We start from the raw sequence: 12,155 nt of genomic DNA on the forward strand, positions 1-12,155 counted from the left end.
TTTAATTTTTAGTTAAAGACGTGACTATATAATTATAATTGAAGATGAAGAAAGGGGTGGATCAAAATGAAATTAAATATATGTATAGATATTGATGGAACCATTACAGATGCATATTATTGGCTGGATATTGCAAATAAATATTTTGATACAAATGTAAAACCCCATGAAGTGACAGTGTATGATATTCATCAAGTGTTAAAAATACCTAAGCAAGATTATGTGAAATTTTATGAAATGTATGGGCAAGAAATACATCTAAATGCAATTTTAAGAGAACAAGCAAAAGAAATCTTGTGGAAACTAGATAAAATGCATTATCTATACTATGTTACTGCAAGGGAAGAAAAGATGAAAGAGGTAACACATCAATGGTTTGGGATGAATGGATTACCAGATAGACCAATACATTTATTAGGAAGTCATTATAAAGTAGATAAAGCAAAAGAATTGAATTGTAATATTTTTATAGAAGATAGATATGAAAATGCCATTCAATTAGCTCAAGCTGGTTTTAAAGTTTTATTAATGGATTGTTATTATAATAGGCATCCATTGATCTGTGGGATTACACGAGTATATAACTGGAATGATATAGAAAAAATAATACAGAAATATAATGAAGATACAATTAAAAAATTTACAAAAATTGCTTAAAAATCCTAATTTGCTGAATGAGTATTAGAAGAGACTAATAATAAATGATAAGATATGAATTCATCTAAGGTAAAAACACCTCTTATAAGTTAAATGGTATAAGAGGTGTTTTTATAAATATTTATGAACAATATAAGGGAAATCCACAAAATAAGAGGTGAATGATTAATTTAATGTATTTTTAGATTTGCTATAAGCATCGGATAATTGTTCACTTGGAGAATTATAAGGCTTTTCCCAACCTTTTTTAATAGACAACTCTGTTATTGCAGTATGGCCTCCTACCATCTGATTTAAACTTGCAGAGTACATTGCTCTTAACTCTGGTGTTGCAGAAGAGATAGTAGCATTTAGATAAGCTTGTGCACCAGCTGTAGCACTAGCAATCATGTTATTTGCGATCACTTCATCATTAATATCTGTATTATCTTTGATTTTATTACCTAAAAAAGAAGCCATATTATTTTACCTCCCCTGTTGTAGTAATTTGATTTTCATTAATAAATTGTTGAATGCCTTTAATTCTACCCTCTGTTGCCAAAATAGCAGATTCTGCTTGTTGCTTTAAGTCTTTATCAGTAATTAAAGATTGCATAGCCTTTGCAACAGATAATCCGTCTTTTTCCATTTTTAATAATCCTGTTAGTGATAATATTTCACCTTCAGCAAGTTTTCTCATTCTTTTTTCCTCCATTTTTTATAATAATTTAATAATCATCTTTATTTTGTGAATTTAAATGATTTTTATTCATAAGACTTTTTTCAATCTATATCTAAAATTGAGAAATATTTTATGGTTTTTTATTTTTTATATCCATTTTAATACATAGAAAAGAATGTACTGAATAGAATTTTGTATAAGTCTATTATTTTTAGAAGGTATTTTCAATCCAATAAGGACTTTTTTAGGAAGGAGATTTAAAATGTTATCACCGAGTTTAGAGGATTATTTGGAGGAGGTATATAGATTATCTTTAAATAATAAAGAAATAAGAGTGTTAGATGTAGCTACCAAATTAAATGTATCTTCTCCATCTGTTGTGAAAGCACTCCGAAAATTAAATAAACAAGGATATATTATATATAAAAGATATGAAGGTATTTATCTTACAGAAGAAGGAAATAAATTAGGATGTTTATTAGTGAAGAGAAATACAGTACTTCAAGAATTTTTAACTGTCATATATAGTAAATGTAATAAAGAAGAAGAAGCTGAAGCTATGGAGCATTATTTAAGTTCGCCAACGATTTTGGCCATTGAAAATTTAGTTGAATTTATGAATAAGAATCAAGAGATTCAAAAAGATTTTATAAAATTTTGCAAAGAAAAAGAGGAAAAGCATTGGAGTGAAGAAATTGATACATAAAAAAACACGCAACAGCGTGTTTTTTATGCTAATCCTATAAGTCTTACAAATTGTGTAAGTATAAAACATGTAGCAATAGCTATGCAAGTAGGAATAATAGCTGATAGAAATGTCCATTTAAAGCTTCCAGACTCTTTTTTTATAGTCCAAAGAGTAGTTGCACATGGAAAATGTAAAAGGGAAAATAACATTACATTTAAGGCAGTAAGCCAGGTCCATCCATTTGCTACAAATAAGTTACCCATAGCTTCTATACTATCTAACTCTAGCATAGCCCCTTTGGACATATAGCTCATAATCAAAATAGGGAGTACAATTTCATTTGCAGGAAGACCTAAAATAAAGGCCATAAGAATAAATCCATCCATACCTATAAGATGGGCAAAAGGTTGTAAAAAACCTGCAACAATAGATAAAATACTTTCTCCTCCAATAAATACATTGGCTAAAATCCAAGTTACAAGACCTGCTGGAGCTGCAACAACTATAGCTCTTCCTAATACAAATATGGTTCTGTCAATTAAAGATCGATAGAGTATTTTTCCAAACTGAGGCTTTCGATAAGGAGGTAGTTCTAATGTAAAGGAAGAAGGAACACCCTTTAATAAAGTTTTAGAAAGTCCAAAAGAAACTCCTAAAGTTACTAAAATACCTATGATGACTAAAATACATACAAAAAAGGATGCAACCATGGTGCTATATTGACTGGCTACTATACTTCCTATAAAAATACTAGAAACTGCAATAAGTGTAGGAAAACGTCCATTACAAGGAACAAAGTTGTTTGTAATCATGGCAATCAATCTTTCTCTTGGAGATTCTATAATTCTACAAGCAATAATACCAGCAGCATTACATCCAAATCCCATACTCATAGTAAGAGACTGTTTTCCATGAGCGCCAGCTTTTTTAAATAATTTATCAAGATTAAAAGCAACTCTAGGAAGATATCCTAAGTCTTCTAAAAGAGTAAAGCATGGAAAAAATATAGCCATAGGAGGTAACATAACAGATATAACCCATGCAAGGGTACGATACATTCCTAAAACTAAGATTCCGTGCACCCATTTTGGGGCACCTATTTCCATAAAAAATGTAGTAATATGAGCTTCTATACCAAACAAAAAGTCTGCTAATAAAGAAGAAGGGACATTTGCTCCTGTGATGGTAATCCAAAAAACTAATCCTAAAAGTAAAAACATAATAGGATAACCAAATATTTTAGAAGTAAGAATATTATCAAGTTTTTCATCCCAATTATATTTTTTTTCTTCATTTTTATAGACAAATTGAGTACTCAAGTTTTCTGCTTCTTTGTATATACTGCTGACCATACTATCTCTAAAGATAGAATGATCTTTGTTTGAAATTTCATTTTGAAGATCTAATAATATATGGACAGGATTACTCATAAAAACAAGCCACCTCCGTTTGAGAATCTAAAGAGATTTCATCATATAAAAACTTTTGTATAGAATGTAATATGGTTAGATCTCCTTCAATAAGCTTTAAAGCTACCCATCTGGCATCTAATCTGTTGTTGAGTATAGGTTTTAGACGTGGAATGAGCTTTTGAACTTCTATTTCTATTTTTTCTTCATAAATAATCTTTTTAGGTTTTGTAAGAGTATTTCCTAAAGCCATATGATAAACTGCATCTGTAAGATCTTTTAGACCTTCTCCACAACGAGCAGAGGTTGTAATTACAGGAATGCCCAAATTTTTTTGTAGACCATGGCTATCTATGAAAATCCCTTTTCTTTTTGCTTCATCCATTAAATTAATACAAAGAATGACTTTATCGGTAAGCTCCATTACTTGCAAAACCAAATTTAAATTTCGTTCAAGACAAGTGGCATCAGCTACAACAATTGTAGCGTTTGGTTTTCCAAAGCATATAAAATCTCTTGCTACTTCTTCTTCTATAGAATTGGACAAAAGAGAATAAGTCCCAGGCAAGTCTACTAAAATAAATTTTTTATCTTTATAAGTATAGTTTCCTCGTGCGTTAGAAACTGTTTTTCCAGGCCAATTACCTGTATGTTGCTTTAATCCTGTTAAAGCATTAAAGACAGTACTTTTTCCTACATTTGGATTTCCTGCTAGAGCAATAATGAATTCGTCTTGCTGGGCCTTGATATTAAATTTTTCATGTAATATACATTTTTCACAAGATTTACAATTAGATCCCATAATGATCCTCCCTTCTAAATAGGCTTTACTAGTATTTGTAGTGCTTCTTCTTTTCTTAAAGCAATAGTAGCTCCTCGAATAGAATAAGCAACAGGATCTCCAAGAGGGCTTTTTCTTAAAACTTCTACAATAGTTCCTGGAACTAAACCTAGATCTAACATTCTTCTTCTAGGTAATCCTGTACTTAATAAATCTAAAACCCTCCCTTTCATTCCTATAGATAGATTACAAAGAGGTATTTTTTCTCCTTGATTCATAATGGCCTCCTTCTATTAGCTGAGGCTAATAAATAAAAGTTAGCCAAGGCTAATGATTTTCTCTTTTTATACTATGCTTTTATAAAAAATGTGTGCTAAAAAAATAAAAAATCTCCATCTTTGTGATGGGGATTTTAATATGTATAAATTTTAGGATAGGCAATTTGAATATTATTTTCCTGAAAAATTTGTAATATATATTCATTGGCTTTATTTCTTAAAAACCATTGAAAGTGAGGATGAACAACTCCTATTAATATATATTTTGCTCCTCCGTATTTACCGTCTAAAGATACAATCCCTAAAAGGCTAAATTCTGAGTAGTTTGCATTACCCATCTTATAAAGTTTATCGTCATATTGATGATTCAAATCATCACAAACTTTTTGCAATATTTTTTTGACCAATTCATGATTTTCCTCAAAGGGTACTACAATTTCTACAATAACTCTTGATTTTTCTTTATAATAATTTTTTAATGTCTTAATTTGTCCATTTGGAATATAAATTTTTTTCATAGACCATTCTCGAATAGCCGTACATCGAAGTCCTATTTCTTCTACAGTTCCAAGGTATTGTTCATTGATGCTTACATAATCTCCAACTTTCATTTGCCTTTCAAATAATATAAAAAAGCCATTAATAATGTCTTTGATTAAATTTTGAGCACCAAAGCCAGCAACAAGTGTAATAATTCCTGCTCCTGTTACAATGGTAGACTCTTTAATTAATCCAAATTCACTTAATATGTTCAAAACGGCTAAAATTAAAATAAAATATGCAAACAAGGAATCTACTATACTTTTGATTGTCATTTCTCGTTGTTCATTAAATTTGGTAATTTCTATAATTTTTTGAGTTAAGAACATAACAAATCTAATCAAGCAAAATGAAATCACTAATATAATCAATGAAGTGATAAAAGGCTTAATACTATAATGTATACGAATATTTTTCAAAAAAGTAAGATCCATAGATTCACTTCCTTTAAAATATTTAACTTATCTCATATTTTGCACAAATAGGAGATGAGTTATTCTAAAATTGAATAGCTCATAAATAGTTCACATATTTTTTGTACAAGAATATGATGTAGTACAAAGGAGGGTGGGATAGGAGGTGAATATATGCCTATATTGAAAGGGCGTAAAAAAGTATTGATGACCTATTTACTCATAGGTTATTTCATTCTTACGGCTATTTTTTTGGGATTATTTTTTTATAAAACAAATTTAATGAATAGTTTAGATGAGCAAACTTATGAAAAAATTAATCATTGTATGTCAGAAAATTCTTATACCGTATATGGAGAGGAGCAATTAAAGGAAATTTTAAGTGAGTATAAAAGTCAACAATCTAAAATAGAAAAAAATACTTTGGTGAATAGTATAACAGGAGTTTTAATTACTGTTGGAATTACAATAGCAACTATTAATAAAATTATTAAAGATACAAAAAATATATGGATGGAATTTAATCATGAATTCAAAAAAAAAGAGTCAGGATGTAGCTATGAAGAAATTTATGATATGATGGAGCATATTTATGAAATAAAAGAAACAGAAAATAAAGATGGAAAACTTGAAAAAATGATGACTTTGCTCATGGAACAATTTTCTCAGGTTTTAAATCAAACTGTTCAATTTACCAATCAAATCAATCATGATCGAGATTTACTTACAACGGGAATAGAGGAAATGAGGGCAGGAATGGAACAGATTGGACAAGTTATGATTTCAACTGTATCTAAAGGAAATGATGGTCGTAAGGAAGAAGTAGGAGCTACTATGCAGCAAATGAATTCAGCTATTGAGGAGATGAATATGCTTCTTATGGATATGGAAAAAAAGATACAATATTTATCTAATAATATGAAAAAATATTCTATAAAAAATAAATCCTAGAAGGTTCTAGGATTTATTTTAATTCGAATAAATTTCTTTTATAAAGAGTATATAATGTACTTAATTCATTTATTTTTCTTCTCATTTTCAGTTGTAGTTTAGAAACTGTAGCATAATCTTTTGCGTCTATAGCTTCTCGAATTTGTGTAAAAAGAGATTTTTTATTTAAATTATCTTTCATGAGTTTATAACGTAGATAATTAATTTTTTCCCAATTGACTACATCTAAATCAGACACATTTTCATTTTCATGAATTTTTTTACAACATCTTACGATTTCCATATTTTCTGGAATAATTCGGTTATAAAGTTCTGTTGTCCATTGAGTTAATATAGCCGTTTTATAAGACTCAATAATATCTTCATTAAATACATTATCTTTTAATAAAACATCTTTTTTATTTGGATGATGATCAAAATTTACTAAGTTATCCCATACAGTAGCAGGAGGTTGACCAAATAATTCATTTCTTTCTTCTTCTGTGTAGTCATCAAAGACATCTTCTTCACTTCTATAAGCTCTATCTTTTTCAAGATAGAAAGCTTCTTCTCCAGCTTGTTTAGAAAGGATATGTTCTAATTCTTTAGAAGTCTTACTATTTTCTAAAACAGAAGTGATTCCATCTAATATAGCTTGATAAGAAGATGCAAGTACCAAATAAGTATTACTTGTTGGATTAGGAGCTCTTAATTCAAATCTAGTTGCTAAAGGATTTTCTAAATCTCTGATGAGTCCTACCAAAACAGTTCTATTTCTACAAAGAGAATCAGGAGTGTGACCAATAGAACATACGGTACATACAGGAGCTTCAAAACCTGGTTTTAAACGATTAAATGCATCATTTGTAGAGGTAACAAAAGGATTAATGACTTCATAGTTTTTTAGAAGGCCCATGAGAGCACCAAAGCCCATAGGATTCATAAAATCTTTTTTCATATCTTGAGGTGCAAATAGATTTTTAAGTTTTCCATTTTTAAGTTTTAAGGCAACACCAATGTGATGATGTTCTCCACTGCCAGCAACTCCATCCACAGGTTTTGCTAAAAATGTAACTTCAAGACCATTTGCAATAAAAGTATCTTTTACCATGTAACGAGCAATGAGTTCGTTATCTGCTGCTTGTAAAGCGGTACTATATTTCCAGTCGATTTCTAGTTGTTCCATAATATGATCAAAGTTTCCATCTCCTGTAAGTTTTGCTTTTACACCACCTACTTCTTTATGACCCATTTCAGCTTCTAGTCCATAAAGATCTAAACACATCAATGATTGTTCCATAGCAGTTCGAACAGGACCTACAGTTCTTTTCCAATACTGTTCTTTTAGCACTTGAGAAGTAGATAATTGTTCTTTATCTGTTTTATCATCAGGTGTTTTTACCCAAAACTCAAGTTCAGTAGCAGCAGTAAGGACAACTTCGTCTATTTCTTCAAAAGAGGTAAGTCCCAATTCTTTAATAATATAAGGATTATTTTTGATAAGAGAAAGAATTTTTTCTTTAAAGTTTTTTGCTGCTTTTGCAAGGATAGAACGAGAATCAACTTTTTTCCCGTTGTGTACAAGGAAAGAAGGAATTCTAAGGGTACCTACAGGAAGATTTGTAGCTTTATCTATATGATCAAGATTATAATCTACAAACCAATTTACAGATAGATCAGGAATAATATCTACTTGAGCGTTGTTTAAAATAGCGATTTTTGGAAGAACTACACTAGAACCATCTGTTTGAACACCGTGTGCTAAAAAGGTTTTGATATCTTTTAAAAATAATTCGACAGGAATTTTTTCGTCTGTATCGTTTCCACCTAAGTCAACGCCCACTAAAGATACAAATTTTACTTCAGGATGATTTTGAAGAGCAGAAGTAATAGCTTCAGGAGTATGAGAAGATGGAGAAAGTAAAAATAATAATTTATCCGTTTCTGAACATAATATATCTTTTGACATAAGATCACCTCGTCACTTAAAAAGTTATTATATCGAATAATTATAGCATAATACAACTTTTTGTAAAGATAAAAAACAAAAAAATATTTTTTAAAATATGTAAAGATTATTTATTGATGAAAATACAATAAAGATAATAAATTTCTGAAAATAAATAAATATTCATACAAAAAAATATATATGCATAAATAAATACGAATAAAAAAATAATTATATAGGTAAATGTTCGATAAATTAATATTTTTTCCAAGGAGGAATGAGACCCGTATTTTGTAAATTTATAAAAATAACCACAGAAACAGGACCTATCATCAAACCTAATATACCGAATAATTTAAGACCTATATACATAGCCATAAGAGTAATAAGAGGATAAATACCCATTTGGCTTCCTAAAATTTTAGGTTCAAGAATTTGTCTTACTAGTAAAATAAGTAAATAAAGAAAGAGTAAGCCCATACCTTGTATGAAAGATCCTTGTAATAGTTTCCACAAAATAAGAGGAATATATACACATCCAGTACCTAATATAGGAAGAGCATCAATAATGCTTGCTAAAAAAGCAATTAAAATAAAATAATCAATTCCTATGATCATAAGACCAATAGTACTTTCTAAAAAGGTAATGAGCATCAAAATAAGTTGAGCTTTTATATAAGCTGTTAAAGCAGAGAAAAGACCACTTTTTATGAGTCTACTTTTACAAATAGCATTTTGAGAAAGTTGTGCTACAATAAATTTTTTAATGATAGGTTTATCTCTAGCCATAAAGAATGTAGAGATAATTGTAACAAAAAGAAATACTAAGAATTGAGGAATCGTTGAGATGAAACTTAAAAGTGATGAAATAAGTTTGCCAATGATTATTGTAAAATTTTCTAATAAACCAGTAATATTTGTAATAAAAGAATTTATAAAAGTAGGGGGAAGTTGAATATAGAGATGTTCAATTTCATGAATCAAATTATGATTTTGAGTGTATACTTGAGATAAATACATAGATAAATTTGTAAGTTGAACAATAATAATCCCACCTATTAAAATAAAAAATGATCCTGTAAGAAATAAAAATAAAAATAAAGTAATGATAGTAGATTGATTCCTAGAAATTTTGAGTGCATTAGAGAAAAATATAATGACAGGATCAAGAAAAGAAGCAATCATCCAGCCTAAAATAAAGGGCAAGATATAAAAAACTAAAGTAGTAGATATAAAGTAGATGATTCCTAAAGCAATACATAAAATTAAAATTCGAGTAAGTAAAGGAATATATTCTTTTAGGTTATCCATAAAAACACTCCTAAACATATTGATATATCATTATATGTTGGGTAGACATGGATTATTATAGGAAGGATAGCATAAAATAAGGAAAACATTGGATAAATAGAATAGAAAGGTTATAATAAAAATAAGTGTATAAAAAGATCATAAGATATGAAAGGAGAAAGTGTTTGATGGTAGAGAATAAAAATATTCCAAATAGAAAAGATATTTCTGATGAATTAAAATGGAAATTAGAAAAAATGTATGAAAATGATGACCTTTGGAAAAAGGATTTTGATGATGTAAAAAAATTAACAGATGATTTTGTAAAATACCAAGGGAAATTAGGTAACTCTTCAGATTCTTTATTTAAAGCCCTTACTTTACAAGATGAAATATCTTTAAAGCTTGAAAATGTATATGTATATTCAAAAATGAGAAAAGACGAAGACAATACGATCACTAAATATCAAGCCATGACAGATCAAGCTCAAGGTTTAGCTACTTTTGTGCAAAGTAGTTTATCTTTTATGGTTCCAGAAATATTAAGTATATCAGAAGAGAAAATAAATGAATTTTTAAATACAAATCAAGGATTAAAATTATATGATTTTTATTTAAAAGAACTTCTACGACAAAAAGAACATATTCTTTCAAGAGAAGAAGAACAAATTTTAGCACAGATGGGAGAATTGGCTCAGGCTCCTAAAAGTATTTATGGAATGATTAATAATGCAGATATAAAATTTCCTGTAATTCAAGATGAAAATAATGAAGAAATAGAAGTGACAAAAGGAAGATATATAAAATTATTAGAAAGTTCCAATCAAAGGGTAAGAAAAGATGCATTTAAGGCTTTGTATAGTTCTTATGAAAATCAAAAAAATACCATTGGATCTACTTTGAATTATAGTGTAAAAAAAGATGTATTATATGCAAAAGTTAGAAAATATTCTTCTGCTTTAGAAGCTTCTTTAGATACAGATCATATTCCTGTATCTGTTTATGATAATTTAATAAATGCTGTAGAAGAGCATCTACCTACTATGTATCGCTATGTAGAGCTTAGAAAAAAAGCATTACAGCTTGATGAAGTACATATGTATGATTTGTATACACCTATTGTAAAAGATGTAAAAATACACATTCCTTATGAAGAGGGAAAAGATATAGTAAAAAAAGGATTATCTCCTTTAGGAGAGGAATATACTCAAATTTTACAAAAAGGTTTTGATGAGGGTTGGATTGATGTATATGAAAATAAAGGAAAAACTGGAGGAGCTTATTCTTTTGGTACTTATACAAGTGATCCATATGTTTTGTTAAATTATCAAGATACAGTTCATGATGTATTTACATTAGCCCATGAAATGGGTCATTCTATTCATTCTTATTATACACATAAAACCCAACCTTATATCTATGGGTCTTATGCTATATTTGTAGCAGAAGTAGCTTCTACTGTAAATGAAGCATTACTTATGGAGTATCTTTTAAATCATACAGAAGATAAAAATAAAAAGCTATATTTAATGAATCATTATTTAGAGCAATTTAGAGGAACTTTGTATAGACAAACCATGTTTGCAAAATTTGAAAAGATCATTCATGAAAAGTTAGAAAAAGGTGAAGCATTAACTTCAGAGGAACTTTGTACAATCTATGGAGATTTAAATAAGTTGTATTATGGGCCAAATGTAGTAATAGATGATGAAATTAAAATGGAGTGGGCAAGAATTCCCCATTTTTACAATGCTTTTTATGTATATAAATATGCTACGGGATATTCTGCAGCCATTGCCCTTTCACAAAGAATTTTAAAAGAAGGAAAAAATGCAGTAAAAGATTATGTTGAGTTTTTAAAAGGAGGAGGATCTGATTATCCAATCAACCTTTTAAAAGGTGCAGGTGTAGATATGAAGACTACAGAGCCTATTCATAAAGCTTTAAAAGTTTTTGAAAGCCTAGTACAAGAAATGGAGAAGATGCTATAGAAATAGCATCTTTTCTATTATATAGAGTATGTATGTAATTGGAAATGGTTAAACTTACAAAAAAATTGTTGTTCTATAGATTTTCATTCTATATCATGATATTGTAGAATAAAATAATGAAAATATGGTAGGTGAGTCTATGTTTCATTTGTTATCATTAATATTTAGATATTTATTTATTTTTGTAATTTATTTATTTGTTTTTGCAATTATTCGGTTGATTTATTTAGATATCAAAGGAATGACTCAAGTAAAAGAGTCACGTCCATACTTGAAATTAATTAACCGTAAAGAGCAGCTTCCATTTAAAGTCAAGGAAGTGTATACAATTGAAAAAACTATGACGATTGGAAGAAAAAAAGAAAATGATATTGTAATCAATGATCCTTACATATCTAATCAACATGTAAAAATTATATGGGATGAAGGAAATTTTTTTGTGGAGGATTTAGATAGTGCAAATGGAACTTATTTAAATGGAGATCGTATGATAGATGTGGTAAAACTTAAAAGTGGAGATCGTATAAGGCTAGGACAAATTGAATTTTTATTTATAGAGGAGTAATCTA

The 12,155-nt window shown here is 28.8% G+C and carries 13 protein-coding genes; 5 read left to right on the forward strand and 8 right to left on the reverse strand.

Translation table 11 applies throughout. The features are described 5' to 3' along the window. The first annotated feature begins 66 nt into the window (after positions 1–66). Entirely contained in the window at positions 67–657 is a 591-nt protein-coding gene (locus tag BN2409_RS09700; RefSeq protein ID WP_053956438.1) for a 5' nucleotidase, NT5C type, read from the forward strand. A gap of 165 nt (positions 658–822) precedes the next feature. Here BN2409_RS09700 and BN2409_RS09705 read toward each other — a convergent pair whose 3' ends face one another. Both BN2409_RS09705 and BN2409_RS09710 read right to left on the reverse strand, forming a co-directional pair. Then, on the reverse strand, positions 823–1,116 hold the full coding sequence (locus tag BN2409_RS09705) for a spore coat protein (RefSeq protein WP_053956439.1): 294 nt from the start codon (positions 1,114–1,116) through the stop codon (positions 823–825). Between the two features lies 1 nt (position 1,117). Continuing rightward, positions 1,118–1,336, reverse strand: a complete 219-nt coding sequence (locus BN2409_RS09710; protein ID WP_053956440.1) for a hypothetical protein — start codon at positions 1,334–1,336, stop codon at positions 1,118–1,120. Positions 1,337–1,580: 244 nt separating this feature from the next. Between BN2409_RS09710 and BN2409_RS09715 the strand changes: the two genes are divergently transcribed. Further along, positions 1,581–2,024 carry a metal-dependent transcriptional regulator gene (locus tag BN2409_RS09715; protein ID WP_053956441.1) on the forward strand — a complete coding sequence of 148 codons (444 nt, stop codon included), beginning with the start codon at positions 1,581–1,583 and terminating at the stop codon, positions 2,022–2,024. 23 nt (positions 2,025–2,047) lie between these two features. Here BN2409_RS09715 and BN2409_RS17705 read toward each other — a convergent pair whose 3' ends face one another. The 4 genes from BN2409_RS17705 to BN2409_RS09735 form a co-directional block, all read right to left on the reverse strand. Continuing rightward, positions 2,048–3,436 carry a nucleoside recognition domain-containing protein gene (locus BN2409_RS17705; RefSeq protein ID WP_053956442.1) on the reverse strand — a complete coding sequence of 463 codons (1,389 nt, stop codon included), beginning with the start codon at positions 3,434–3,436 and terminating at the stop codon, positions 2,048–2,050. Next, complete coding sequence (locus BN2409_RS17710; RefSeq protein ID WP_053956443.1) at positions 3,429–4,217, reverse strand: FeoB small GTPase domain-containing protein; 789 nt, start codon at positions 4,215–4,217, stop codon at positions 3,429–3,431. Before BN2409_RS17710 ends, BN2409_RS17705 begins: the two co-directional genes overlap by 8 nt. A gap of 14 nt (positions 4,218–4,231) precedes the next feature. Beyond that, entirely contained in the window at positions 4,232–4,474 is a 243-nt protein-coding gene (locus BN2409_RS09730; RefSeq protein WP_053956444.1) for a FeoA family protein, read from the reverse strand. Between the two features lie 134 nt (positions 4,475–4,608). Beyond that, a complete protein-coding gene (locus tag BN2409_RS09735) occupies positions 4,609–5,448 on the reverse strand; it encodes a mechanosensitive ion channel family protein (protein WP_053956445.1) in 840 nt (279 codons plus the stop codon). A 153-nt stretch (positions 5,449–5,601) separates the two neighbouring features. On the opposite strand from BN2409_RS09735, the gene BN2409_RS09740 reads away from it, so the two are divergent. Further along, positions 5,602–6,378 (forward strand): hypothetical protein, encoded by a 777-nt coding sequence (locus BN2409_RS09740; RefSeq protein ID WP_053956446.1) that lies wholly within the window; start codon positions 5,602–5,604, stop codon positions 6,376–6,378. 13 nt (positions 6,379–6,391) lie between these two features. Here the strand turns inward: BN2409_RS09740 and BN2409_RS09745 are convergent, their stop codons facing one another. After that, positions 6,392–8,326 carry a type I glutamate--ammonia ligase gene (locus tag BN2409_RS09745; protein ID WP_053956447.1) on the reverse strand — a complete coding sequence of 645 codons (1,935 nt, stop codon included), beginning with the start codon at positions 8,324–8,326 and terminating at the stop codon, positions 6,392–6,394. Between the two features lie 234 nt (positions 8,327–8,560). Continuing rightward, entirely contained in the window at positions 8,561–9,616 is a 1,056-nt protein-coding gene (gene ytvI / locus BN2409_RS09750) for a sporulation integral membrane protein YtvI (protein WP_053956448.1), read from the reverse strand. 167 nt (positions 9,617–9,783) lie between these two features. Between ytvI and pepF the strand changes: the two genes are divergently transcribed. Continuing rightward, positions 9,784–11,586 carry an oligoendopeptidase F gene (gene pepF, locus BN2409_RS09755; protein ID WP_053956449.1) on the forward strand — a complete coding sequence of 601 codons (1,803 nt, stop codon included), beginning with the start codon at positions 9,784–9,786 and terminating at the stop codon, positions 11,584–11,586. Between the two features lie 139 nt (positions 11,587–11,725). Beyond that, positions 11,726–12,151: an FHA domain-containing protein gene (locus tag BN2409_RS09760; RefSeq protein ID WP_053956450.1), complete on the forward strand. Its 426-nt coding sequence runs from the start codon at positions 11,726–11,728 to the stop codon at positions 12,149–12,151. Positions 12,152–12,155: the final 4 nt, after the last annotated feature.

Origin of the sequence: Inediibacterium massiliense (genome assembly GCF_001282725.1) — a bacterium.
GTDB lineage: Bacteria > Bacillota > Clostridia > Peptostreptococcales > Thermotaleaceae > Anaerophilus > Anaerophilus massiliensis.

What these genes read in the sequence shown, in the direction of transcription:
- BN2409_RS09740 (WP_053956446.1), top strand. Translation starts at nt 5,602, where the DNA reads ATGCCTATATTGAAAGGGCGTAAAAAAGTATTGATGACCTATTTACTC.
- ytvI (WP_053956448.1), bottom strand. Translation starts at nt 9,616, where the DNA reads ATGGATAACCTAAAAGAATATATTCCTTTACTTACTCGAATTTTAATT.
- BN2409_RS17710 (WP_053956443.1), bottom strand. Translation starts at nt 4,217, where the DNA reads ATGGGATCTAATTGTAAATCTTGTGAAAAATGTATATTACATGAAAAA.
- BN2409_RS09735 (WP_053956445.1), bottom strand. Translation starts at nt 5,448, where the DNA reads ATGGATCTTACTTTTTTGAAAAATATTCGTATACATTATAGTATTAAG.
- BN2409_RS09710 (WP_053956440.1), bottom strand. Translation starts at nt 1,336, where the DNA reads ATGAGAAAACTTGCTGAAGGTGAAATATTATCACTAACAGGATTATTA.
- BN2409_RS09715 (WP_053956441.1), top strand. Translation starts at nt 1,581, where the DNA reads ATGTTATCACCGAGTTTAGAGGATTATTTGGAGGAGGTATATAGATTA.
- BN2409_RS09705 (WP_053956439.1), bottom strand. Translation starts at nt 1,116, where the DNA reads ATGGCTTCTTTTTTAGGTAATAAAATCAAAGATAATACAGATATTAAT.
- BN2409_RS09700 (WP_053956438.1), top strand. Translation starts at nt 67, where the DNA reads ATGAAATTAAATATATGTATAGATATTGATGGAACCATTACAGATGCA.
- BN2409_RS09760 (WP_053956450.1), top strand. Translation starts at nt 11,726, where the DNA reads ATGTTTCATTTGTTATCATTAATATTTAGATATTTATTTATTTTTGTA.
- BN2409_RS09730 (WP_053956444.1), bottom strand. Translation starts at nt 4,474, where the DNA reads ATGAATCAAGGAGAAAAAATACCTCTTTGTAATCTATCTATAGGAATG.
- pepF (WP_053956449.1), top strand. Translation starts at nt 9,784, where the DNA reads ATGGTAGAGAATAAAAATATTCCAAATAGAAAAGATATTTCTGATGAA.
- BN2409_RS17705 (WP_053956442.1), bottom strand. Translation starts at nt 3,436, where the DNA reads ATGAGTAATCCTGTCCATATATTATTAGATCTTCAAAATGAAATTTCA.
- BN2409_RS09745 (WP_053956447.1), bottom strand. Translation starts at nt 8,326, where the DNA reads ATGTCAAAAGATATATTATGTTCAGAAACGGATAAATTATTATTTTTA.